Consider the following 25,112-nt stretch of genomic DNA (forward strand, 5'->3'; position numbering starts at 1 on the left):
ATTTTTCATGTATCCGCTTACTTGCGGAAGAGTCATTTCGGCGGAACAAGCCGGAAGATCGCGTGAATGGCGGCATGTATCGCGCAACAAACGTCCGGCTATTTCGTATGTATGGGAAATCACGCGGATGGAGGATGGATTTCGATGCTGATTTTTCAGCTTGCGGCCTGGGTGTTCATCGTCATTGGCGTCCTGCAGGCCATATTCCCGCGAGTCGGCTGGTACTTGAAATACGGCTGGCAGTTCAAGAACGCGGAACCAAGCAACGCAGCGCTCGTCATGAACCGGATCGGCGGCATCCTCGCCGCGGCGATCGGGATTTACCTGCTGAGCCAACATTATTTTTTCCCTCTTTGAGCAGGATGGGCACGAAATAGGCCATGAAAATGGCTTATTTCGCATTCCCCTTTGCTTAAGAATCAAGATTGATCTTGCAACTTGAAGCGGGGTCGTTTATTATGGATATTATAGGTCTATAATAAATTCCGCAAAGAACAGCACCTGTTCCGCTACGTTCAAACGTTGCAGTCGCGAATCGCACAAAAACCGACGCCCTTTTGTACGCTAATTATGGATATTATAGATCTACTAAGGAAGTGAAGGAGAGAAACATGATGGAGCTAAAAAACAGCAAGCCCGGCCCGATCCTGTTCGCACTGATCGTCGGGATGTTTGTTGCCGCTTTGAACGAAACACTCATGGGCAATGCCCTCCCCGAACTGATGAATTCGTTCGGCGTGTCCGCAACGACGGTCCAGTGGCTTGCGACCGCCTATTTGCTCGTCGTTGGCGTGCTCGTTCCGGTGACGGCGGTATTGCAGCAATGGTTCACTACCCGGCAAATGTTTCTGTCGGCAATGAGCCTGTTTTTCGTCGGTACGGTCATCTCGGCGATGTCGCCGGATTTCGTCGTGCTGCTGGCAGGGCGGATTATTCAGGCGATCGGGACCGGCATGCTGCTGCCGCTTACCATGAACGTCATCATGACCATTTACCCGGCGGAAAAACGGGGAGGCGCAATGGGGATGTTAGGGCTCGTCGTCATGTTCGCGCCGGCGATCGGCCCGACGCTGTCGGGGTTGATTGTTGACGGGCTATCCTGGCGCTGGCTGTTCTACCTTGTGCTGCCGTTCGCGCTGCTCTCGATTATCGTTGGCGTCGCTGTCCTGAGAAACGTGTCGGACGTCACGAAGCCGCGGATCGACCTTCTGTCAGTCGGGCTGTCCACGATCGGCTTCGGCGGCATTGTGTTCGGGTTCAGCAAGGCCGGCGAGCTCGGTTGGTCGGTGCCGGAGGTGATTTGGACCGTCACGGCGGGAGGTGTCGCCTTGGCGCTGTTCGTCTGGCGGCAACTGCTGCTCAAGGAGCCCGTCATGGATTTGCGGGCGTTTCGTTATCCCCTTTTTGCCCTTGTTGCGGTGCTGCTATTCGTGCTTCTGATGACGTTCTTCTCGTCGGCGATCATGCTTCCCATGTTTATGCAAGGAGTGCTGATGATGACGGCATTCCAATCCGGATTGATCCTGCTTCCCGGCGGAATTGCCAACGGGCTGATGGCCCCGGTCTCCGGCAAGCTGTTCGACAAGTTCGGGCCTCGCGTTCTTGTCATTCCCGGACTTGTCGTTGCCGTCGCCTCGTTGTGGCTGTTCACCCGGTTCGACGAAACGACGACCACCGGCTTCCTCGTCGCCGTGCATATCGCGCTGATGATCGGCATCGCGCTCGTGATGATGCCCGCCCAGACCGCCGGGCTTAACCAGTTGCCGCAGCATCTGCACCCGCACGGGACGGCGATCTTGAACACGCTGCAGCAAGTGTCCGGCGCCATCGGCACCGCATTGTACATCAGCATGATGTCGGGCGGACAGAAACGATACTTGAGCGGAGCGGGCGATCCGCAGTCGCCGGCGGAAATCGTCAAAGGGCTGGCCGCAGGCATCCATAATGCGTTCTGGATGGGTTTCATCATCGCACTGGCTGCGTTCGCACTCGGTCTCTTCCTCCGCAAAGGGAAATCGCCGGAGCCTGAACGGACGGCAGGTTGACGACCGGCCCGGAGCGTCAAATGATGCGTTCCAGGCCGATCGTATGCTCCTTGCTCAGATCGATATAGGTGCCGTTCACTTCCACAAGCGGCTGGGCGGGCGCGTCCGGGCTGACCAGAATGATTTTCCCTTCGAGCCCGTTCGAAAGGACGACCCGGTTGCCGATGGCCAGGTCCATGATCTGTTTGACGAAGCGCAGCGTAATGGTCGGATCGAGACTGCCGTACGCCAGTTCGGACAACGCCTGCAACGCCTTGTGGAACGGCACGGCCTCCTTGTAGACGCGCTTCGAAATCATCGCGTGAAACACATCCGCAACCGCGATCATTTTGCTGTACGGGTCGATGTCCTTGCTTTTCCGGCCGTTCGGATACCCGCTCCCGTCCTCGCGCTCATGGTGCTGCAGCGCCGCGAGCGCCTGCCGCCGCGATATCCCTCTCGTACCTGCAATCAATTCGTAGCCGTACACCGTATGCCGTTTGATTTGTTCGAATTCGTCGGCTGTCAGCTTGTCCGGCTTGTTCAGCACGAACGGCGATACTTTGGTTTTGCCTACGTCGTGCAGGAGACCCGCAAGCATCAGTTCTTGCAGTTCCTCTCCGTCCAATCCGTTTGCGTTGCCGATCATTCTGGCCAGCATGGCGACACCGATGCTGTGTTTGTATGTATAGTCGTCGTGCTGCTCCAAGTAGATAAAGATAGGTTTCAGGTCGGTTTGTTCACTGATCTGCACGACTTTCGGGAGAATGCTGCGGCGAATATCGTCGTACGGAATCCGATCGGAATGGCGGATCTTCTCAAATGTCAGTTTGATTTCGCGGATGGCGGAATCGACCAGTTCCACCACGGCCCCGGGCTCCACGTCTTCGTCGTCGAGCCCGATGCGCAGATGCTCGAGCAGATCGATTTCTTTGCTGGACAGCAGCGTGAAGGCCGGAATGATCAATGCTCCTTGGCGGTTATAAACGTTTCTGTTGACGCGCATGCCTTCGCGCCGATAGCGGCTGACGTACGAGTCTTTCATCATCGAAGCCCCCTGTTTCATCCCGCATGAAAGCTACTTCACATCTTGAACATGATAGATCATGTTTTCCACCGGTTCAAAAATGTCCCTGCAATACTTCCCGATGCAAATTCGCCCCGACAGCATCTTTTGTACCGATATGTGCTTCTTCGCTTTCAGCAGCGATCCGACGCCCGTTTGTCCGCCGATCGTTTTCGCCGTGATGCTTCCTCCCGCTTCCAGGCTCGACCCGCGGCAAACCGCCGTGTCCCGGACGAAGACGATATCCCCCGCCGCAAACAAGTCGCTGCTCACCACCCCGTCATTCTCCACGAGAATGTCCCCGTTGGATTTGAGTTCGCTTCGGTGGCACTGGTTGAGCTTGATTTCCGACTTCTCCTCCTGCATGCGGGCTACTTCCTGATGCGTTTCCTGCAGCAGAGTGACGATGCTTTGCACAAAACTGGCGGTCGCGACTTCGAGCAATTGAGCCGGTTGCAGCAGAAGCGCGCACATTTCCTGAAGCTTCCCGTATTCCTTCTGCTTGATATGCCTGATGCTGGCGATGATCGACAGCAGCTCGACAACCGTCGCCGGAATGTCCTTGAACTTGTTCTCCATCAGCAGGATCACGATTTGCCCGTAGCGGACCTTGCTGTTCTTCGCTTCCAACGTCTGTTGAAGCATAAGCGAAGCGGCCTGCAGCTTGGCGATCTGCTCGCTGAGAATTTTGGACGCATTGTACAGCCGGTTGAACATAACGCCGAAATAACCGCAATACAGCTTGCTGCCGAGCACATTGCCCCTGACGTAAACGCTTCCGGTTGCGGTAATCGTGGCCTGATACACATTTCCGTACACGTACACGTTCCCAAGCGATTCGATAATCATATGGTCCGTCACATTGCCGTACACGATCACGTCGCCGGCGAAGACGATATTGCCGGTCTCGATATCGACGTCTCCGTAAACGACATAAGAGGTCGAAATATCGAACGTTTTGATCTTTCCGCCCGTAATGCGCGGCCTTCCGCTCTTCAGCGCCTTGATCTTGCCGTCGGCCGTCCATTCGACCGAAGGCTTGGCTACGATCATGATATCCTTCGGCGCGGCCGGGACGATCACATTGCCGTAAACGTCGTAACCCGGGATACCATCCACCGGCGGCAGTTTGCGGGCGATCAACTCGCCGCTTCCGACAGTAGGGATCTGCAGATGGTTGCGAAAATCGACGGTGCCGGAAACTTCGAAAAACTGGCTTTCCACCTGTTCCGAAAAATAAATTTCGAGCTCCGCATCTTTCCCCGGGACGGCTTCCTTGCCCGCCGCGATCAAGACCGGCTTATAGGTTGGATGCTCCAGTTCCCGTTGAATGGCAGCGATATCCAGCACAGCACGAATGGCCTTCAGCTCGATGTGGCCGACGACATCCGACAAGTGGACCGTTGCCAGCACGATCTCCTTGTTCTCCTCGGCCGCAATCGTCAGCTTGTTCCCCCGCGCCGTCTCCGTGAGCCGCCAAGCGCAGCGCTCCTTCGCGTGCAAATGGAAATGGGCGTGCAGCTTGTTCTTCGACACGGTAATGCCGAACAGCGATTTTTCTTCGATTTCCCAACGAATGCTGTCTTTGGAGGAGACGGCCACTTCGGCTTGTACATGCTGCCCGTTGACGATCAGCCTCACCGGGCCTTCGGCGCGTATGAGCGGCGGCTTGCCTCCTTCGTCCGGATCGCGCACGACAATGGTTTGATCCTTCACCTGCACCCAGCCGTCCCGGTCGGTCCAATTCGCTTCGCCGCCGGCGCTGTTGTCGACTTCTTTGACGGTTGCCACATTGACTTCGTCTTCCAGCTTCAGCTGATTGATGAGACGCGTCAATTCGAGTTCGGTCACCTCTCCCATCTCGCATCGCACACCTTTCGAACCAATTGGTACAAATGACGGCAGCCATTTGTTCACCGCTTGACAACCGAAATAAAAAACACATCACCCGACGGATGATGTGTGCGACATCCAGTTCGGCGGCTTGGCGACCATAGAACGGGCTTGTTCATTAGGTCCATAGCTTTGCGTCCCAATCTTTCGAAAGGTTTGCTATTATCGTTGGAGCTTCTATTCAAATATCATACCAATGCACTAACAGAAACAAATCGCGTAATACTTGAGTACTACTCACTTAGAGTATATTCACGAAACGTAAACTTTTCAACCTCTTTTTGTGACTTTTTTAACAAAAACCGGGCCGCTTAGGGTCAAACGGCGTATGGATTCCGGAGGGAGGGCGAAGCTGTATTTCTTTCTATGAAAAAAGCCGGCGTCGATGGGGAAATAGGCGGCGTGCCGGTTCGAAAATAAGCCCAATAGCCAGTGTTTTTGCTGGCTATTTTTGATGATCCGCCAAAAAGTGGGCGAATAAGCCATTTTTTATCGGCTATTTTTGCGTGGGGTCTGTTTCGCAATGCTCAGTCCGCCAAACCGCGGCGGTCCAAGCCATCCTGGCGTTATGCCCCCTTGACCACAAATACGTCTTCTATTTGTTGCAAAATAAAAAGAAAGCTTACGACTGTAAGCTTTCGGACGGTTGATCTTATGGAGCGGGTGATGGGAATCGAACCCACGCTACCAGCTTGGAAGGCTGGAGTTCTACCATTGAACTACACCCGCAACTGGTTACAAAATAATGGTCGGGACGACACGATTTGAACATGCGACCCCCTGGTCCCAAACCAGGTGCTCTACCAAGCTGAGCTACGTCCCGTAAAACCGATTGCAGCGCCATAATCCAATTCCAACCGCTGCAAGAAAAAAATGGCGCACCCTGAGAGATTCGAACTCCCGACCTTTTGATTCGTAGTCAAACGCTCTATCCAGCTGAGCTAAGGGTGCATAATGGAGCGGACGACGGGAATCGAACCCGCGACCCTCGCCTTGGCAAGGCGATGCTCTACCGCTGAGCCACGTCCGCAAAATGAATTCCGATGTTTCGAAAAAGCGCCTCAAAGCCTTGATACATCTGGCTTTTTCTTTCGCTTCGTTATGTTGTCCTCAACAGCGACAAGAACTAATATAACAGGTTTACAACTAAAATGCAAACCCTTTTCGCAAAAAACTTTTCGCGCGATCCCCCCCGCCGGGTAAACCCGCCCTGCCAAGAGCAGGACGGGTCGCGCCGCGGAAGCTTATTTGCCGATTTTGCTCATGAAGTCGATGTATTCCTTCTCGGCATCGGCGGTGGCCGGGTACCATTCTTTCGTCAGGAAATCCTGGAACTGCTGCTGCGATACCGTACCGAGGACAAATTTCATCTCCAGGTCGTCTTTCTTCTTCACCAGGTCCGGGATCGAGCTGTTCAGGTTCAAAATTTTCGGCGAACGTACGGCCGGCACGTTGGTGACGGTCATCTGTTTCGTCGCCGCCTCAAGATCTTTATTGAACTTCGCCAGCTTCTCGTCGGTGTCCGCGCCTTCGATGATGGCGCCGGCACCGCCCACCGCATTGGCCAGCGTCATGTACGTGCTGGTCAGCGTCGCTTGTTTGGTCGCTTGATCGGCCGTACGGCTGATCTTCTTCGTTGCCGGATCGTAACTGTCGAAGGTTACGCCTTTAACGCCAAGCTGCAGCAGCGCGTTCGCTTCGGCCGTGTTGCCCCAGTCGAGGAATTTCAGTACGGCGTCAACGTTCTTGCTCGACTTGGCGATCATCCAACCGCCCCACATTGCCGGTGTCACCCAGTCGTTGGCGACGCCCTTGGCGTCCTTCAGCACGCCGGAATACGAAAATTTATGAATGGAATCCTTATCCTTCGACGTGTTGGCCACGACCTGATATTGGTGCGAGTAGCGGATGCCGATTTTGCCCTGGTTCATCTTCTCCTCGTCCACGTAAATTTTGTTGACGAGGAATTCGGGGTCGATCAGTTTCTCGTCGTTCAGCTTCTTCAGGTAGGTCAGGTACGGGATGTAGCCGGACATTTTCTCGCGGATTTTGTACGTGCCGTCCGTGTCTTTCGCCCCGAGCATGATCGGCAGATCAAACGCCGCCGCAAGGAAGTTCGAGGAATTCCAGAACGAGTTGGTGCCGAGCGACGGGTTGGAGAAGCTAAGGCAATACGTGTCCGCTTTGCCGTTGCCGTCCGGATCGTTCTTCGTAAACGCATTGCACACGTTGGTGAATTCGTCGAGCGTCGTAGGCGCTTTCAAATTCAGTTTGTCCAGCCACTGCTGGTTGATCATGTATCCCCAATGGTTGACGATGTTCGTCCGCGGGATAATATACGTTTTGCCGTCGTTTACGGACTTCACCGCGTCCCACGTATCCTTGGAAATGTTTTTCATCAGGTTCGGGTACTTGGCGATCTTGTCGTCGAGCGGTGTCAGCAAGCCGTTCTTCGCCCATGTCTCCATGTTGGCGTCGGCGCCGCCCCAGTTGTAGATCAGGTCGGGCAAGTCGCCGGAAGCCATCAATACTTGCAGCTTGTCGACATAGTTGTTGATCGGCGGCGCTTCGATCGACAGCTTGACGTTGGCCAGTTTCTCCATCTCGGCGACGACCGGGTTATTTTCGAACACGATGCCGGCATTGACCCGATTGAACATCTTGATCGCCGCAGGCGCCGCAGGCGTTGCCGCCGCGGACGGCTTGGCGCTCGTTCCTGCGCTTGCGCCCGGGCTTGGGCTGGAAGCGCTGTCCTTTTTGTCGTCCGAGCCGCAGGCGACCGCAACGGCGCTGACGAGAAGAAGGCTGGCAACAGTGGCAATGACTCTTTTTCTCGATTGTTTCATTTTCCAACTCTCCCTTTTTTCGTGATCTATTACAACTGCGGGTTGCGCAGCAGCAATCGGTGGTGAGGTGAGGAAACTCAGGCGAAGCTACCCTTTGATCGAACCGATCAGCATGCCTTTCATGAAAAACCGCTGCAGGAACGGATATACGGTAATGATCGGCAGCGTCGCAAAAATGATGATCGCCATCTTGATCGTAAACACGGTCACGCCGCTAGTATCGTTCACGTCCTTGGCAATGCCTCCGTCGTCGACGACCAAATCGCGCAGGATCAGCATCAGCGGCCACAAATCCCGTTTGGACGTGTAGATGATGGCGGAGAAAAACGTGTTCCACTGCGTCACCGCATGGAAAATAACGAACGTGGCGATGGCCGGCTTCGACAACGGAATGATGATTTTATAGAGTACCTTGAATTCGTTCGCCCCGTCAATAAACGCCGATTCCTCAAGACTCGCCGGGATGGAGGCGACGAAATTTTTCATCAGGATCAGGTTGTAGGCGCCGAGCACCCCGGGAAGAATCATGCTCCACAGCGTGTTGTACAGGTGCAGCTCCTTGACCAGATAGAAGTTCGGGATCAGGCCGCCGTTGAAGAACATCGTAAACGTGATGAAGATCAGCACAACGTTGCGGCCTTTCAAATCCGTCTTGGACAGCGGATACGCCGAGATCAGCATCAGCGAAATGTTCAGCGCCACGCCGATGACGGTAATCAGTATGGTGTTACGATACCCGGACCACATCTGCGGCATGCGGAAAATTTGCTCGTAAGCGCCGAACTCGAAATGATGCGGAATCATCCGCAGCGGATGCGCCAGGTAATCGTCGTACGGCGTAATCGAAAAGACCAGCACGTAGTAGAACGGGAACAAACAGATCAGCGCGAACAAGGTAATGAGGATATAGTTGAAGCTGTCGAATATTTTATCGCCGAACGATCGGATCGTCATCGGGGCTGCCTCCTTGGTTGCGGTATGATGCGGCCGGTTACCATATGCCGTCCTCTTTCATCAGCTTGGCCAGCCAGTTGCCGAGGAGCAGGAAGATCAGTCCGATCACGGAAGTGAACAACCCGACCGTCGTGCCGAAGGCGAAACGGCCGCCGAGAATGCCGACCCGGTACGCGTAAGTCTCGAACACCTCGGATACGTCCAGATTCATCGGGTTCTGCAGCACGAAAATTTGCTCGAAGCCGTTGCCCATAATTTGTCCCAGCCGCAAAATGAACAGAATAATGATCGTCGACTTGATCCCCGGAATCGTAACGTACCACAGCTTCTGCATTTTGCTGGCGCCATCGATGCCCGCCGCCTCGTACAGCTCCGAGTTGATGCCCGCGATCGCCGCCAGGTAGATGATGCTTCCCCAGCCCGCGTCCTTCCAGATGCTGCTAAGTACGACGATCGGACGGAAGTAGTCGTTGTCGGCCAGGTAGAAGATCGGCTCAGCGCCGAACTGGCTCATGAAAATATTGACGATCCCCCATGTCGGGGACAGGAAGTTGACCAGAATGCCGCCGATGACGACCCACGAGATGAAGTGAGGCAAATAAATGATCGTTTGCGACACCCGCTGGAACACGAGGCTGCGCACTTCGTTCAGCATCAGCGCCAATATGATCGGAAACGGGAAGCCGAAGACGATGCGCAATAACCCGAGGTAAAGCGAATTCCAGAATACTTTGTAAAAATCGCTGAGCCCGAACATGTAGCGGAAATTCTCAAAGCCGATCCACGGGCTGCGCAAAATGCCCTTGGCAAAGTTGAAATCCTTGAAAGCCATCAGCACGCCGTACATCGGAATGTAGTTGAAAATAAAGAAGTACACCACGCACGGAAGCAGCAGCACGTACAAATACTTCTTCTTATTTAAGTAGCGCCAGGCGCTCCTCATCGTTGCCGAGCTCATTCGCTTCACCTCTTGATCGTTCTTGTTGCCTTGCTTTTGTCTGATCTCTGGCTGCTTCCTCAGTGTACCCGTTCCGCCGATTGCCAACATCTACGAACATTGGGGAAACGGATACAATCTTTAGGTGCGCTGGGCGAATGGACAAAAAAAGCTCCCGGCAAACGCCGAAAGCCGAAGAAACCCGTTATTTCTGCTGCGACGCCTGCTGCTCCCGGAAAATGTCGTAAATGTCCTTGGTCAGCACGATGCTGTCGCGTTTGTTCGCGTAGAAGCTGTGGTACCAGTCGTCGACCTGCTTGCCGCCGGCGTTGTTCCATAATGCCAGGGCGTCGGCCTTCGCTTGCGCGGGCGTATAGCCGGGCGTCAAAATCGACTTGATCCAGACGTCCCCTTCGCCTGCGCCGGTATGTTTGCTCATGTCGGACAAGATCGTCTGCAGATCCGCCGGCAGCTGCGGCATGTGCTCGGGATGAGTCGGGCCGGCCGTGTCCAGGCTGAAGTCGACGAAGGCGGAGTTCAGCTCGAACATCTCTTTGACATGCTTCTGCAGCGGCTCCTTGTCGCTCAGCTTCTCTTTGCCGAAATAGCACGCCCCCGACAGGATCGGCGACGCCAGCATGGCGAAATCGCCCGACGCGTAATTGAATTCCGTCTTCCACTTGTCCAGGTCGATCAATTGCGGGCATTGGTCGCCAACGGTTTGGCTATGGACGCCTTCGAAGCCGTAATACATCGTCTTCATGAACGATTCGGAGGAGGCAAAATCGATATACTGGATCACCGCTTCCGGGTCCTTCGTCTCCGCGTTGACGACGCCCGTCATCTGGATCGGGTTGACGAAGACGGGATTGAACCGGCCGACCGGCGTCGCCACATACGGTGAAATCGCGAGCTCGGCTTCGGGCACATTGCGTTTGAGCGGGACGTAAAAGTCGGTATAAAAGGTGATCGGCACATTGAACTGTTCCATGTAAATGCCGACCTTGCCGTTAAGGAAATCGTTCTTGGCCCGGGCGCCGTTCTTGTCGTTCAAGTAGCCCGGGTCGACAAGCCCTTCGCTGTACAGCGCCTTCTTGAACGCCGTTACCGCTTCGATGTTGTCCCAGCCATGGACCAGTTCGCCGCCGCGTACGACGTAGTCCGGGTACGTCACGCCGAACATTTCGTCCAGCGCGGCGCCGGAATTGTACGACATGGCAATGCCGTACGTATCCTTCTTGCCGTTGCCGTCCGGATCCTGCTCGGTGAACGCCTTGGCCAGCAGATACAGATCGTTCGTCGTTTGCGGCATCTCCAGATTCAGTTTGCGCAGCCAGTCGCTGCGGATGAACAGGCCGCGCTGCGGCACCGTTTCGTTGATGCGGCCGAACTGGTACAGGTTGCCGTCCGATCCCGCCCCCGCCTTGCGCAGCGCCGGGAACAGGTCGAGCAGCTCCTTGTAATGCATGCTGTACTGGTTGATCATGCTGTCGATCGGCCGAAGCAGCTTCTGGTCGATCAGCGTATATTTGATTTGCGGCGCGTATTCGAGAATCAGGTCCGGCGCTTTGCCGGAAGCGAACAGCGTGTTAAGCTTCTGCTCCGACTGCGTTCGCGGCACCGCCACGAATGTCACGTCGACCGGGCCCGCCTCATTGATCCAGCGCGTCATCTTGTTGTTCTCGATTGTGCCTTCGCTGGCGGGAATCGTACCGCGATCGTAGACCGTAACGGAAATGTGCCCGCGCGGCGCGGCGCTTCCTTCCTTGCTCCCGCCGCCGCTGTCGCTGCGCTTGCAGCCGGACGACAAGAGCACAAGGGCGGCCGTCACGATCGCCGCGGCGGCGAATGCGGATCGGCTCCATGGCAGCTTCTTCATACGTCTCTCCTTTCCCCGAAAGGCCGGCCGTCTTACGGCTGATGCTGCTTGCGGTATTCCTTGGGCGACAGCCCGGTCGACTGCTTGAACAGCTTGGCAAAATAGTTCGGCAAATCGTACCCGATCAGGCCGGACACTTCGGTTACGTTCAAGTCCGTATTCGACAGCAGCTTCTTCGCCTTCTCCATCCGCAAATCCACCAGGTAGGTCACGAAGCTGCGCCCTGTCTCCTTTTTGAACAGATGGCTGAAATACGTCGCGTTGAGATGAATATGCGAAGCGACCTGCTGCAGCGACAGCGGCTCCGCATAGTGTTCCTCCATATAACGGATCGCCCGCGTCACCGTGCCTGCATTGTATTTATGCTGCCAGCTGCCGAGCGCTCCCATGAACCGTGCGGTTTCTTCCTGCAGCCAGGCGTACACCTCGTCGCCGCTGCGGCAATTATGCAGCTTGCCGATGCGCGCCGGCAAAGCGGGCGAGTCGTATTCCTGTTCGAGCTGCTTGCGCGCCGTCTCCTGCAGCGCGAAGCTGAACGACAGCGCTTCGATCCGCCAGGCGTCTTCCCGCATCGCGCGAATGTCCTTCATTTGCTGCTCGAGATACTGCCCCAGCGCTTCCGTCTGCCCCGCCAAAATGAACGACAGCGTCTGCGCCGCGAGCAGCTGCTGCTTAGCCCGGTTGATCGGCGCCGCACCGCCGGCCGCTTCGCCGGACGGCTCCTCCTGCTGCTGCGCCCGTTGCGGCCCGCCGGCGGCCATAACCGCTTCGTAGGTGTCGGCCAGCCGCGAGAGGTCGCCGACAGCGCCGGCCTGATGCGAAACGATGGCAAGTCCGAGCAGACGGTGTACGGTATCCTGCACCGCCTCGCAAAGCGCAAGCGCCTCCACCTGCCCCGGCATAAACAGCGCGAAGCGTCCGGATTCGATCAGCAGCAGCGTGCCGGCCAGTCCGTGCACATCGAGCAGCTCGCTGATGATGTTGAGCACCGCAAATTGCAGCAGCGGCACGTCGCGTTTCACATACTGCTTGTGAGCAGGCAGAAAGTCGGCAATATGAAACAGTACCAACTGGCGTTCCGCGAGCACGCGCTCCAACTCGGCGACCGTTTCCTTGCGGGTCGGAAACCGCAGGAACGACGCGCGCAGCGTGTTCTCCAGCAGCAGCTGGTGTTCGCTCGCTTCCTTGCGCCGCTTGAGCTGGCTCGAGGCGAGCTGGGCGTTGGCCTTGCCGAGCGCGTCGTGAATATCCTGCTTGCTGCAAGGCTTCACGAGCAGATCGAGCGCGCCGCTGCGCAGCGCCGTCTGTGCGTACTGAAAGTCCTGGTAGCCGGTGATGACGATGAATTCGATCGCCGGGTAGGACGCTTTTGTCCGCTGGAGCAGCTCGAGCCCGTCCATCAGCGGCATGCGAATGTCGGTCAGCACGAGGTCGGGCAGCAGCTCGGCGATCATCCGCTCCGCTTCCTGCCCGTTCTCCGCTTCGCCGCAGACGGTCCAGCCCATGCCGGAGCCGGCGATCATTTTGGCCAATCCTTTGCGAAACAAGGGCTCATCCTCAACCAGCAGTATGCGTATCATTGCCCCTGCCCCCTTCCTTCGTTTCGTACGGCAGCGTCAACCGGATCAGCGTGCCTTGCGGCAGCCGGCGGATGTCGAGCCCGTAAGGCGCGCCGTGCACCAGATCGATGCGGCGGATCACGTTGCGCACGCCGATGCTTTCCCGCTCGCGCCGCTCGTCGTACAGAATGCGGTCGTCGAGCAGGCTGTCGATCGTCTCCTGCGGCATGCCGCAGCCGTTGTCCTCGATTTCGATATGCAGCTCGGTATGGCGGCGGAACGCGCGAATCGCCAGCCGTTTGTTCGCCGTCTGGTCGCGGAATGCATGGATGAACACGTTTTCGATCAGCGGCTGCATGAGCAGGCGCAACATCCGGCATTGCAGGATGTCTTCGTCCGCCTCGATCGTCACGTACAGCTCTTCGCCGTGCCGCGCTTCCTGGATCGTCATGTAGTTGCGGATTTGCGTCAGCTCGTCCTGCAGCGTGCTTGGCGTCGTCGCCGGCGCCAGCGAATATTTGAGCAGCTCCGACAAGCTGGAGACGAGCGAAGCGGTTTCCGCGTCGTCGTACAGATACATGATTTGCCAATAAATCGTATTGAGCGAATTGTGCAGGAAATGCGGGTTCAGCTGCGCCTGCAGCGACTTCAGCTCCGCTTCCTTCTCGCTCAGCTTGCTGACGTACACTTCCTGGATCAGCGCCTGGATGTTGGCGACCATCTCGTTGAACCGTTCCGACAAATAGGCGAACTCGTCGTCCGACGTTTTCGGAATGACGACGTGCAAATTGCCTTCGCGCACCCGCTGCATGGCGGCGACCAGCACCTGCAGGGGCTTGAGCATTTTGCCGCTGAAGAAGGAGACGCTGAACGCCATCAGCAGCACGCTGACCAGACCGGACACAAGCGCCAACTGGTAGACGTTGCGCCCTTTCGCCTTGATATCCGCCAGCGAAATGCCGCTGACGAGCGTAAACGAACGCGGCGCAAACTCGCTGCGGACGAACAAGTAGTCGCTTTTGTTATGATGCTCGATGAACGTATCGTCGCTGCCGGCCAGCGTCGGCTGAAAGCCCTCGTCGCCTTCCGGCTCGCGGCTGTACAGCAGCTCGCCGTTCTGATCGTACAAGTACGCCCCCGTCGTCCGGCCGGCCATCAACGGCTCCAGCGAGTTGCCGAAATACGCCTCGTCGATGATCAGAATCATCATGCCGTACACCGTCTGCTGTTTGGTCGATTTGAGCAGGCGCGCGGCTACGATATAGCTTTTTTGGCCGGAGGAGTCGGCGATTTTCATTCGCTGCCAGGCGATTTCCGCCGACGTTGGCTTCATACTGCTGCGCAGCAGCTGGTAGAAGTCGGGGAACTTGATCTGGAACGCCGAATTCGTCTGGCTGTAATAGCGGTTGATGCCCTGCGTGTCGACGATGTAAACGGCGCGGATCTGCTGCGTTTCGTTCTTCAGCGTCAGCAGCATGTCGGCCAGCTCGCGCTCCAGGCGAAAATCGCGGAACGCCTCGCTTTCGCCCGCCGCCGGCGGCGCGTGCATTTGCTGCATAAGCTGCTCCACGAGCGGGTGGAAAAAAACGAAATCCGTGATCCGGTACACGTCCTGGATTTTGAACCCGATCTGCTCGATCGTTTGTTCGCTCGTCTTGTGGTATTGTTTGCTGATTTCGCCTTCGAACAAATTGAGGTTGATCCGGTACGACACATAGCCGGTGACGATCGAGCAGACAATGATAATAACCGACAGCGAAATAATCAGTTTGACTTTAAAATGTTGGTTAATATATTGAAGCAACTGTTTTCGTCTCATCGGCGCCTTACCCCTTAACATAACCGCGGAAATAAGTGTGTGGCAAAAAGAAACCGCTTCAAGAAAGAAAGCAGCGAAGCTGCTCTTGCGATCCGCTTCCCCGCTTTGATTCGTACTGCTTTATTGGTCTTCCAGACAGGCGCGGACGAGATCGTCCACATGGGCGGTCGCCAGACATTCGACGGTGTCCGCCGCGCCGTAATACAATTTCACTTCGCCGTCGTCCTCGAGCACCATGCCCCCCGGAAAAATGACGTCGTTGCGGAAGCCGCCTTCGACTTCGTAGCTCGCTTCGGGCGCCAGCAGCGGCCGTTTGCTCATGCCGACAATCTTGTACGGATTGTCAAGATCGAGCAGCATGATGCCGGCGCAGTAGCGCTTCCTCCAGAACGGCTCCCAGCCGTTCCGGCCGCGGTTGTGGTCGATGTCGACGGCGTGGAACGTCGTCAGCCAGCCTTGCGGCGTGCGGATCGGCGGCGCGGCCGGGCCAAGCTTGTCGTTGGCGAACGGCACCTTCTCCAGGCCGAGCAGCAACTCCGTGTTGCCCCAGTATTTCAAGTCCGGCGAATCGGAAATCCAGATGTCGAAGCTGTCCTTTCCGCTCTTGCCGTATACCGGGAACGGGCGCTCCAGCCGGACGTATTTCCCGCCGATTGTTTCCGGGAACAGCACCATGTTGCGGTTGTCCGGCGCCGACATGCTCAGCACCTCGAAATGGTCGAAGTCGTCGGTAACGGCAATCCCGCCGCGTACTCCGTGCCGCGTATCGACGGCGAAGCACAGGTAGCAGCGCCCGTCGATCACCGTCAGCCGCGGGTCGTAGGTGCGGATGATTTCGTCGCTTTCGATGCCGAATGCCGGCTTCTCCTGCACGTCCCAATGGATGCCGTCGCTGCTGAAGGCAAGGCCGACGTTCGTCGTGTTGTGCGGCAGCAGCGTGCCGCTTTCGGCATCGCCGTAATCGTTGCGGAACATCATGACGTAGCGGCCTTCGTACTTCGTTACGCCGGCGTTGAAGACGAGCGCGGGCTTGTAAGGCACGTCGGCGGCGGTCAGAACCGGATTGCCGGCGTAACGCGTGACGATCGGATTGGAAGCAAGCGGATTGGGCAATGTCATGGGATAGGTTCTCCTTCTCGTATGCAAAATATCGATGCTCTGGCAAGGAATACCCGTTCATTGACGCATTGGGCCGCTCCTCAGGACCAGTATAGGTGATGGTTCCGACAGGCTGCAGCAACGGAAGATGGGAAAACGGATAAAATCTTTAGGTCGCTCTGTCGGATCGGCCTCAACCGGCAATATCCGGCGAAATCGGCTCCCGCTGCGCGCGGGGGGGGGGGTTGGGATTCCGATCGCTTCTCCACCCCAACCCCCGCTCTCCGCTCCCGCCGCTCGCCCCTGTTCCAACCATCGCCAAACGCGGCATTCTCCCCCCGCCGCCTCAGCTAGCCATTTGCTTCACTGCCGCTCCGCTCCGATCAAGCGTCTTGCCATATAGGCCATGTTTTATTGCCTATTCCGTCTAAAACGGGCTGCCCCTCTAAAATAACCAGTGAAATCGCTGGCTATTTCGGCTAAAAGACCTGATTCGGGGGCCTGGCGGAGCAAATAAGCCCTATTTTCACTGGCTATTTCCGACGAGGCGGGCCAAATCGGGCAAATAAGCCATTTTTTACTGGCTATTTTCGTGGTTAGATATTGCGCCGCAGCTTGCGGTATTCGCTGGGAGCGCAGCCCGTGCGCTGCTTGAACAGCAGCGAGAAGTAATGGATCGAGCTGATATGCAGCCGATCGGCGATATCGCCGATCGCGTCGTCGCTGTCCGCCAGCCACTCTTTGGCCAGGTTCATCTTCTGCTCCGTAAAATACTCGTGCGGCGAAACGCCGAACTGCTTCAGAAACAGGCGCGACGCATGGTTCTCGTGGTAATGCGTCCATTCCTTCAGCCACGAGCGGTCGTAAGGCAGCGCGGCGCGCTGCTTCAGCTGCTCCATGACGAAGCCCATCGTCCTTGACGCGGACGGCAGCTCGCCGGGCCCGGGTGCGGCGGTGCTCGCGGACTTCAGCTTGAGCAGAAACTGCGTGAAGAGCGCCCGGTTCAGCATGTGCGCGCTGATCTCGGCTTCCTCCCAGATGCGCACCATTCGCGCCACATACGCTTCGACCCAGGCGGAATGATCGTTCCAATACTCCGGCACGTCCAGCGCATTCGTCAGCGAGCCGATCTGCAGCCGGTTCGTCACGTCCGGCGCCGCTTTCATAGCGGTTAAGGCGGTAATATCCGTGGCGTATAAACGCCCGTTTTCGGGAAACGCGCCGTTTAGCCAGAAATGGATGCCGTACAGCACAAAAGGCCGCTGCCGATCCGCCTCGAACCGGTGCGCCACCAGCGGGCCGTAGAAGAACAGATCTCCCGGCTTCGCCGTGTATCGTCGGTCTTGAATTTGCGCGCTGCCGCTGCCGCTTGCGACATAGATGAACTGATAGTCGGCGATATACCGCGGACCGAACGCGAATCCGGGCGCGCAAGGCAGCCGGTTGGCGAACGTGATGACCGGGTTCAGATCGTTCCAGGAAATCGACGGGGCGATGTCGGCGTTGGCGTTCATTGGGCTCCTCGGACTCTTTTCCGCGCGGGATAGGAATTGCTTGCAGATTATAAATAATTCCTTGTGAATTTGAAATACATCGACAACAAAAGGACTTATACTGCCATTATAACGTTCGTATTCCATAAATTCTACCTATGAGGTGACGAAATATGTCGGATCGACTGCAAGAATTCGAGGTGTCCAACGCGCTGCTGAACAACGTCCCCGCCTTGCGGGAACGGCTGAAAGAGAAGGGGTATTTGTTTTTCCGGGATGTGCTTGACAAGGAGGCGCTGCTGGCGATCCGCAGGGGGATGCTTGAGTTGGCTGCCGGGCATGGATGGGTCCGGGAAGGGACGGATCCGATCGACGGCATTTACAGCGGTTCGGTGCAGGAGCCGGGCAAATTCGAAACGACGCGGCTGTACCGGGAAATTCTCGATTTGGCGACTTTTAACGCGTTCGGGCGCAATCCGGTGCTGATGCTGCTGTACAGCGGGCTGTTCGGCGCGGAAGCGCTGGAGCACCGGCGCCGCATCGGCCGCATCACGACGCCGCAGAGCTTCAAGCAAACGACGCCGTCGCATCAGGATTTCTATTATATCCGCGGAACGCAGGCGACGTATACGAACTGGATTCCGACCGGAAACTGCCCGCGGGAGCTTGGCGGGCTGGCCGTGCTGGAAGGCTCGAACCATCTCGGCTTCCTGGAGCATGTGCCCATGAGCGGCACCGGCGGCCGCGGCATTCCGCAGGAGGAGACGGACCGCAGCGGGCTGCGCTGGCTGACGACCGACTTTGCGCTCGGCGACTTGCTGCTGTTCCATAGCCTGACCGTGCACAAGGCGCTGCACAATACGACGCAGGAGCAGCTGCGGGTGTCGCTCGAATACCGCATCCAGCCAAGCGGCGACGCGATCGACCCGGGCTCGCAAACGTACCACATGCGCGGCGCGTTTGGTGAGAATGAGATTTTGTGAGGCGGAATGAGAGAGTGTGGGCTGCGAGCGTGCCGCGGATGAGGTAAGGCATCAGCTACTTAAAAGCACGGTTGGCGGGCATACGGCGGAATGCGGCGGATGCGACGAAGGTGCGGCAGCGGCGGAGCGCGAGCTCCCTTTGAAATAAGCCCTGTTTTCTTGGCTATTTCACCAAAAAGGACCGGCAAAAGCAAAATAGCCAGTGAATTCGCTGGCTATTTCGACGGAAAAGCCCGATTTGGGGCTCCTTCGGCGAAATAGGCCATGTTTTCACTGGCTATTTTTGATGGACCGAATAAAAAGAGGCAAATAAGCCGCTTTTCATGGCCTAATTTACCAACACGTCACCCGCGCCGCTTCACCATCAGCAGATGCTCGCAGGCCAGCACCACTTCGCCCGACTGGTTGACGACCGTCAGCTTCTCGCTGACGATCCCGTATTCCGGCCGTTTCGGGTGGTCTTTCTTATCGCTGATCTCGACCTTCGCGCGGATGGTGTCGCCGATGAAAACCGGCTTGATGAACCGCAGGCGCTCGTAGCCGTAGCTGAACGCCTCGGGGTTGATTTCGCCCGCCGTCATGCCGACCCCGACGCTGAAAATAAGCGTGCCGTGGGCAATGCGCCGCCCGAACGGCTGCTCCTTGCACCACTCCGCATCCATATGATGCGGGTAAAAATCGCCCGTCTGCCCGGCATGCAGCACAATGTCCGTCTCCGTGATCGTACGGCCGCCGGTTTCGCGGGTGTGGCCCAGCTCGTAATCCTCGAAATAAACCGACTTCATGTCCGCGTCATCTCCTCGTTTGCGTCGTCAATCCCAGCGACTCCGTAATCCGGGCCGCGCACAGCCGCAGCTGCTCCAGCACCGCCGGTCCGCCGGCCGCCTGGCGGTTGGCGAGCTGCAGGCACGGCACCGCAAGCGCGGCCATCAGCCCGATCCGCTCGTTGCCGACAAGCACGGCGTAGTCGCTCACGCCAAGGTGGAACTCTCCTTCCGCATGACTGTAGCCCGTCTCGCGAATCGCCGCCAGCTTCTCGTGCAGTTCCTCCCGCTCCCGCTCGTTCATCGCGAGATAGCCCTCGTGCTGCCGCAGCAGCCAGCTCTGCTCCTCCGGCGACAAATGCGCCACCAGCAGCCGGCCGGAAACGGTGTTCAGCGCATCGAACGTACCGCCGACTTCGACCGACAGCCGGTACTTGAGCGGGCTGTCCTCCTGCAGCAGCACGAGCAGGCCGGATTTGCGCAGCACGCTGAGGTGGCACGATTCGCCCACGGCCACGGCCAGCTCGCGCATCGGAATGGCCGCCGCGCGGATCAGATTTTCGACCGGCGAATGCGTATGCGCCAGCTCGTACAGCTTCAGCGTCAGCCGGTAGCTGCCGGAATGCGGTTCCTTTGCGACATAGCCGCGCTCCTCCAGGAAGCCGATCATCCGGAACAGCTCGCTGCTGCTGCGACCGAGCGCGCGGCTCAGCTCCGCAAGCGACATCGGCGCCATGCTGGCGGACAATGTCTCGAGAATCTCGAGTCCCTTTTCCAGCGCCGGCACTTTAAAATCTTTCATGGCACAACTCCTTCTTCCGAACCCGCCCGCCGGGCTCGCCGGCCGACAGCCGTCGTTTCGCTGGCCCTATTGTACCCGATTCGCGACACTATGGCGAACCGTACAACACCGGAACGGGGGTCAGTCCGGAATGGTGCAACAAGTGCGCAGCAGGTCGTTCAGCTCGGCGACCAGCGCCTTGCGATCCTCGCCGCCATCCAGCAGAAACTGCCGGATGCGCGCCCCCGCCTGCTCCTGGAAATCGATATAGCCGGCAAACCGCGGCCGCATCGAACCCAGATCGAGCGTACGCAGCGTGTCCGCGAAGAAGCCGTTCGAGACGCGATTCACCTCGGCGTCGAGCCAGGCGCCGCGATGGCCGGGCTGCCCGCCGCTGGCAAAAAACGTTGTGCGCTGAAACGCCGGCGCCGCCGTCATCATCGCAAATTCGCCGCACACGTCGCGATGGCGGGTGCGTGCGGAAACCGCAAGCCCGACGCCGCCGATCATGCTGCCCCGCGGCTCGCCGTCGACCGACGGAATGTCGGCGTACCGCAGCGCATGCGGCGCGAACCCGTCGCGAGCGTAGTTCGAGTAGCCGTACATCAGCGGCACGTAGGCGATTTCGTCGGTGCGCGCCATATGCTCCGACATCGCGATCGGGTCGCTGTGCGGCGACTCCGGATGCAGGTGCGGCAGCAGCCGCTGCAGCAGCGCCAGCGCTTGATCGCCGACTTCGGCGTCAAGCGGCGAACCGTCGCTCCAGTACGTGGTGCCGCCAAGCTGCGTAATCAGCGTGAAGAAACTGGCGTAAGCGTGCACCGCCACCAGCGGCAAGCCGATGGTCAAACCGGCCGGCAGCGTCTTGGCTAGGCGCAGCGTTTCGTTCCACGTCGTTGGCGGTTGTTGTCCGACCTTCGCCAGCAGGTCCGCGCGATAGGTGGCCACCTGGGCCGCCGCATCGACGGCCAGCGCCCACTGATGGCCTTGCCAGAAGTAGCTGTCGTGGCTCAGGCCAACGCTGTTCGCGCGCTGCTCGTCGAGAAAAGCGGCCGGCAGCAGTTCGTCCAGCGGCACGAGCAAATCGCCTGCCACCGCCGAACCAAGATGCGGATGGTCGATCATAATCAAGTCGTACGTGGCGGCCAGCAATTCGAGCGGGTACGCTTCAAAATCTTGCAGCGACCGCGCCTCCCACTCGATCGTTACCTCCGGATGCCGTTCGTTGAACAGCCGGGATGCGGCCACCAGCGGAGCTACTCCTCTTTCGTGTTTCCAAGTCATCCCTTTTAATTGAATCTGCGTCATAGTTGCCTTTACTCCCTTTCCGCCGCAATTTCAGCCAACGCCACCGGCCGGCCTTCCGCCATCGAACGATAGGCGGCAAATACCATTTGCAGCGTCAGCAAATTGTCTTCTACGCTGTTCTCCGGCTCGCGATCCTCTTCAATCGCCCGCATCAGTTCGCCCATCGTGCCCATAAAAGCGTGCGGAAACCATTTGCCTTCCAGCACCGGCGAAAACCAGCGAGTCGGGTCGATCTGTTTGGAGAGGAAGCTGATCGTGTCCTCCGCGCCGTGCGGATAGTTGTACAGCGCGCCGTTCGTGCCTTTGATGATGCCTTCGGTGCCTTCGAAACGGAACGACGCGTACCAGTCGTCCATCGGCGCCCAGTTGTTGTGGTTGTCGTGAATCAGGCCGCGGGTGTCGCCGGGGAACGTCATATGAATCGTCGTCCGCGTTTCGCCTTTGACCGTCTGGCCGGGATAACGCGCCCCGTCGGCAAAAATCGATACCGGCGTGCCGAACAGAAACCGGATCGAATCCATGTAATGAATGCTGTGGTACATGACTTCGAGCGTGTCGATCGTGCGCAGGAACGGCCAATTGGCAAAATCGGTCTTTACGTTCACCTGAATCGTCGCTTGCGTCAGCTCGCCCATCCAGCCTTGCCGGATAATGGCGTGACTGGCGCGCATGCCCGGGGCCCAGCGCATTTGCTGGTTGATCGCGCCTTTGACGCCCGCCTCCCGGCACATGTCCACAATGCTGCAGGCCGCTTCGTACGTTTCGCCGAGCGGTTTTTGGCACAGCATGTGTTTGCCCGCCTGCGTGACGAGCCGGACGATATCCGGCTGGCGGTCGGCCGACAAGGCGATGTCGACGATTTGCACGTCCGGATCGGCGATCAGCTCTTCCGCCGTATCGTACACGCGGGCGATGCCGTAATCGCGCGCCAACTCCTCCGCCCGGCCGCGCGTCCGGTTCGTAATGGCGACAACGTTGAAGCCCGCCATCCGGTACGCCGGCAAATGAGCCTCGCGCACGATTTCGCCGGCGCCGATGATGCCGATGCCGCGCGAGCGGTCAATCGGAAGCTTCGGTTTGTAATCCAGGTCAAGCCACGGTTCCTTCGTCGTCATAACGCGCCTCCTTACAGGTTATAAAAGCGTGCGGCCGTTCCGCCCAGAATCGCTTGCCGCTCCGCTTCGGCGTAATCGGCGACGCATAACAAGGTCGCTTCCCATACTTGCGCATAATCGCCGGCCAGGTTCGCAACCGGCCAGTCGCTGCCGAACATGAGCCGGTCGGCGCCAAACTGCTCTTTGGCATAATCCACGTACGGCTTCAAATCGCGCCAGCTCCAGCCTGCTGGGTCGGCCGCCGTATTCAAACCGGACAGTTTGGCATATACGTTCGGATACTGCGCCGCGCGCGCCAGCAGATCGGCCCACGGCTGCCAGCCTTTCTCCAGGATCGGCGGCTTGGACAGGTGGTCGATCACCATGCGAAGGTGCGGCACCTTCTCGGCCAGCGTCGGCACGTGCTCGAGATGGCGCGGCAGCACGGACACGACGTCGAACGGCAGCCCGGCGTCGGCCAGCCGCTTCAGCCCTTCGATCGCCTCGGGGCGGACAATCCAGTCGGGATCCTCTTCGTTGTGAATCAAATGGCGCATGCCTTTAAAATACGGGTTGCCTGCATACGCTTCCAGCAGTCGCGCCGCTTCGTCCGGGCGGTCCAGCGGCACCCAGCCGACGACGCCGGCGATCCAGTCATGGTTCGCGGCCACTTCGAGCATGTAATCCGTTTCGGCGGTGGAGTGGTCGGCTTGTACGATCACCGTTTGGTCGATGCCGGCCGCCCGCACGAGCGGCTCCAGTTCCTCCGCGACGATGTCGCGGTAGAGCGACGGCACGCTGGCGTCCGGCCACTTGTAGGCAATTCGTTTGAAATCCCAAAAATGCTGATGCGCATCCACTTTCATCTTGTTCGTCACGCTCCTTTTTCGTTTGCGCCGCCGCTTGCGCCAGCGCGGGTCATTTTGCGTTCCGCCAGTTCCCGCGCGATGCGTTCGTTATGTTCGCCGATCTGCGGCGAGCCGACCGGCGAACGGAACTGGCGGCCGTCGATCCGGATCGGGCAGCGCAGCGTCGCCAGTTCGACGCCGTTGGCCCGGCGCACCGTCTGCACCATCTCGAGGCGGCGAAACGCCTCGGTTTGCAGCAGCTGCAGCCAATCGAGCACTTCGGCGCAGGCGAAGCCCGCCGCTTCCAGCCGCGCGGCCCACTGCGCAGCGGTGTCCGCGCGCAGCGCGCGCTGCAGCTCGGCGCGGCTTGCGGCCGGTTCGCCGCCGGCGGCAAGCGCGGCGCTGCCGACAAGCCGGCCGAGCGCGGCGACGTCCGCGGCAGGCACCGCGCCGAGCGCGAGCCAGCCTTCGCGGGCGGCGTAGATGCCGCCTAGCGGCGGCTGCTCGACCGGCGGGCGGCTTCCCTCGCGGGCGCCGGGCTGCTGCAGCTCGTCGCTCCACACTTCCTGCATCGTGTCGAGCGTCGACTCGAGCAGGCTTACCTCCACTTTAGCGCCTTTGCCGGTGATCGCGCGGCGCACCGCCGCCGCCAGCAGGCCTTGCACCAGATGGGCGCCGGCCATCATGTCGGCGACCGCCAGCCCGAACGGCACCGGCGCTTCGCCGGCCCGCTCGTTCTGCCAGGCGATGCCGCTGATCGATTGCACGAGCAAGTCCTGCCCCGGCATGCCGACGAGCGGCCCTTCCTGGCCGTACCCGCTGATCGAGCCGTAGATGATGCGCGGATTGATTGCCGTTACCTTTTCAAAGGAGAAGCCAAGCCGTTCAATAACGCCGGGGCGAAAATTTTGCATCATGATATCGGCGCCTTGCAGCAGTTCTTCCACGAACGCGCGATCTTCCGGCTGCTTCAAGTTGACGGCCACGCTTTCCTTGTTGCGGTTGATCGAATGAAACAGCGTGCTGTCGCCGTCCAGCTCCAGATTGGAAATGTACAACCGGCGGCACAGGTCGCCGCCTTGCGCGTTTTCGATCTTGATGACACGCGCGCCGAGATCGGACAAGCGAAGTGCCGCGTACGGCCCGGAAAGAAACTGGCAGAAGTCGACGACGGTCAGTCCTTCCAGCGGTTTCGCCAAGTTTGCGGAAGCGGGAGTCGTCATTTTTTCTCCACCTGGTCTTGCCAGCGTTCCGGATCGCGGTACTTGACCGTCTGCAGATGCTCGCAGTACAGCACCAGCTCGCCTTCGTTTTTGAACACCTCGTAGCTCACTTTGACCAGACCCATCGTTTCGTACTTCGGCCGCTTCTCCAGATGCGTGCGCACGGTGTAGATCGTGTCGCCGATAAATACCGGCTTGATGAAACGCAGCTTGTCGTAGCCGTAGCTGAACGTATGCACGTTGTTGTGCGCCATCAGCCCGAGCCCGTAGCTGAACACCATCGCGCCGGCGACGAGCCGCTTGCCGAACAAGCCTTCCTCCTGGGCGAACCGTTCGTCCGCCACGTATGGATGCAGGTCCATCACAAGCGAATTGAACAGCATCGCTTCCCCTTCGGAGATCGTGCGGCGAATCGATTTCACCTTGCGGCCAAGCTCAAACTCTTCATACATCCACGTTTCCGTGTTGTATACCGGAAGCTCGCTATGCGGATGCTGCTGTTGCTGTTGCGTGTTGCCAGTTGTCATGTCCAAGCCCTCCTGC

20 protein-coding genes, 4 tRNA genes and 1 riboswitch are annotated in these 25,112 nt (G+C 58.4%); of the genes, 3 read left to right on the top strand and 21 right to left on the bottom strand.

The genetic code is table 11. The features are described from left to right. Positions 1-144 precede the first annotated feature (144 nt). Together EXY20_RS04805 and EXY20_RS04810 are read left to right on the top strand one after the other, a co-directional pair. Positions 145-357, top strand: coding sequence for a DUF6199 family natural product biosynthesis protein (locus tag EXY20_RS04805; protein WP_235885354.1), 213 nt, complete (start codon positions 145-147; stop codon positions 355-357). A 254-nt stretch (positions 358-611) separates the two neighbouring features. Then, positions 612-2,045 (top strand): MDR family MFS transporter, encoded by a 1,434-nt coding sequence (locus tag EXY20_RS04810; RefSeq protein WP_135548214.1) that lies wholly within the window; start codon positions 612-614, stop codon positions 2,043-2,045. A gap of 16 nt (positions 2,046-2,061) precedes the next feature. Here the strand turns inward: EXY20_RS04810 and EXY20_RS04815 are convergent, their stop codons facing one another. The 14 genes from EXY20_RS04815 to EXY20_RS04880 form a co-directional block, all read right to left on the bottom strand. Then, a complete protein-coding gene (locus EXY20_RS04815) occupies positions 2,062-3,069 on the bottom strand; it encodes an HD-GYP domain-containing protein (RefSeq protein WP_167858992.1) in 1,008 nt (335 codons plus the stop codon). 33 nt (positions 3,070-3,102) lie between these two features. Further along, on the bottom strand, positions 3,103-4,941 hold the full coding sequence (locus tag EXY20_RS04820) for a FapA family protein (RefSeq protein WP_167858993.1): 1,839 nt from the start codon (positions 4,939-4,941) through the stop codon (positions 3,103-3,105). Between the two features lie 124 nt (positions 4,942-5,065). Then, a riboswitch (cyclic di-GMP riboswitch) is annotated at positions 5,066-5,154 on the bottom strand. 484 nt (positions 5,155-5,638) lie between these two features. Continuing rightward, a tRNA-Gly gene (locus EXY20_RS04825) sits at positions 5,639-5,712 on the bottom strand. 17 nt (positions 5,713-5,729) lie between these two features. Then, positions 5,730-5,806: transfer RNA gene (locus EXY20_RS04830), tRNA-Pro, on the bottom strand. Positions 5,807-5,857: 51 nt separating this feature from the next. Next, a tRNA-Arg gene (locus EXY20_RS04835) sits at positions 5,858-5,934 on the bottom strand. 4 nt (positions 5,935-5,938) lie between these two features. Continuing rightward, positions 5,939-6,013, bottom strand: a tRNA-Gly gene (locus tag EXY20_RS04840). Positions 6,014-6,227: 214 nt separating this feature from the next. Then, positions 6,228-7,829, bottom strand: coding sequence for an extracellular solute-binding protein (locus EXY20_RS04845; protein WP_135548220.1), 1,602 nt, complete (start codon positions 7,827-7,829; stop codon positions 6,228-6,230). Positions 7,830-7,916: 87 nt separating this feature from the next. Further along, entirely contained in the window at positions 7,917-8,783 is an 867-nt protein-coding gene (locus tag EXY20_RS04850) for a carbohydrate ABC transporter permease (RefSeq protein WP_135548222.1), read from the bottom strand. A 37-nt stretch (positions 8,784-8,820) separates the two neighbouring features. Further along, entirely contained in the window at positions 8,821-9,741 is a 921-nt protein-coding gene (locus tag EXY20_RS04855) for an ABC transporter permease (RefSeq protein ID WP_135548224.1), read from the bottom strand. A 184-nt stretch (positions 9,742-9,925) separates the two neighbouring features. Further along, a complete protein-coding gene (locus tag EXY20_RS04860; RefSeq protein ID WP_135548226.1) occupies positions 9,926-11,599 on the bottom strand; it encodes an extracellular solute-binding protein in 1,674 nt (557 codons plus the stop codon). Positions 11,600-11,631: 32 nt separating this feature from the next. Further along, on the bottom strand, positions 11,632-13,179 hold the full coding sequence (locus tag EXY20_RS04865) for a response regulator transcription factor (protein ID WP_135548228.1): 1,548 nt from the start codon (positions 13,177-13,179) through the stop codon (positions 11,632-11,634). Continuing rightward, on the bottom strand, positions 13,157-14,977 hold the full coding sequence (locus tag EXY20_RS04870) for a sensor histidine kinase (protein ID WP_167858994.1): 1,821 nt from the start codon (positions 14,975-14,977) through the stop codon (positions 13,157-13,159). Before EXY20_RS04870 ends, EXY20_RS04865 begins: the two co-directional genes overlap by 23 nt. Positions 14,978-15,097: 120 nt before the next feature. After that, positions 15,098-16,096 (bottom strand): glycoside hydrolase family 130 protein, encoded by a 999-nt coding sequence (locus EXY20_RS04875; RefSeq protein ID WP_135548232.1) that lies wholly within the window; start codon positions 16,094-16,096, stop codon positions 15,098-15,100. 575 nt (positions 16,097-16,671) lie between these two features. Continuing rightward, entirely contained in the window at positions 16,672-17,589 is a 918-nt protein-coding gene (locus tag EXY20_RS04880; protein ID WP_167858995.1) for an AraC family transcriptional regulator, read from the bottom strand. A 152-nt stretch (positions 17,590-17,741) separates the two neighbouring features. Between EXY20_RS04880 and EXY20_RS04885 the strand changes: the two genes are divergently transcribed. Next, positions 17,742-18,551 (top strand): phytanoyl-CoA dioxygenase family protein, encoded by an 810-nt coding sequence (locus tag EXY20_RS04885; RefSeq protein ID WP_135548236.1) that lies wholly within the window; start codon positions 17,742-17,744, stop codon positions 18,549-18,551. 344 nt (positions 18,552-18,895) lie between these two features. On the opposite strand, the gene EXY20_RS04890 is transcribed toward EXY20_RS04885, so the two are convergent. From EXY20_RS04890 to EXY20_RS04920, 7 genes are all read right to left on the bottom strand, one after another. Next, positions 18,896-19,336, bottom strand: a complete 441-nt coding sequence (locus tag EXY20_RS04890; RefSeq protein ID WP_135548238.1) for a MaoC family dehydratase — start codon at positions 19,334-19,336, stop codon at positions 18,896-18,898. 7 nt (positions 19,337-19,343) lie between these two features. Next, positions 19,344-20,117, bottom strand: a complete 774-nt coding sequence (locus EXY20_RS04895) for an IclR family transcriptional regulator (protein WP_135548241.1) — start codon at positions 20,115-20,117, stop codon at positions 19,344-19,346. 120 nt (positions 20,118-20,237) lie between these two features. Next, positions 20,238-21,404, bottom strand: coding sequence for an ABC transporter substrate-binding protein (locus tag EXY20_RS04900; protein ID WP_135548243.1), 1,167 nt, complete (start codon positions 21,402-21,404; stop codon positions 20,238-20,240). Positions 21,405-21,412: 8 nt separating this feature from the next. After that, positions 21,413-22,519: a Gfo/Idh/MocA family protein gene (locus tag EXY20_RS04905; protein ID WP_135548245.1), complete on the bottom strand. Its 1,107-nt coding sequence runs from the start codon at positions 22,517-22,519 to the stop codon at positions 21,413-21,415. 11 nt (positions 22,520-22,530) lie between these two features. Next, positions 22,531-23,364, bottom strand: a complete 834-nt coding sequence (locus EXY20_RS04910) for an amidohydrolase family protein (protein WP_135548247.1) — start codon at positions 23,362-23,364, stop codon at positions 22,531-22,533. 8 nt (positions 23,365-23,372) lie between these two features. Continuing rightward, on the bottom strand, positions 23,373-24,569 hold the full coding sequence (locus EXY20_RS04915) for a CaiB/BaiF CoA transferase family protein (RefSeq protein ID WP_135548248.1): 1,197 nt from the start codon (positions 24,567-24,569) through the stop codon (positions 23,373-23,375). After that, positions 24,566-25,096: a MaoC family dehydratase gene (locus tag EXY20_RS04920; RefSeq protein ID WP_135548249.1), complete on the bottom strand. Its 531-nt coding sequence runs from the start codon at positions 25,094-25,096 to the stop codon at positions 24,566-24,568. Before EXY20_RS04920 ends, EXY20_RS04915 begins: the two co-directional genes overlap by 4 nt. Positions 25,097-25,112: the final 16 nt, after the last annotated feature.

Origin of the sequence: Paenibacillus cymbidii, assembly GCF_004764705.1 — a bacterium.
GTDB classification, from domain to species: domain Bacteria; phylum Bacillota; class Bacilli; order Paenibacillales; family NBRC-103111; genus Paenibacillus_AN; species Paenibacillus_AN cymbidii.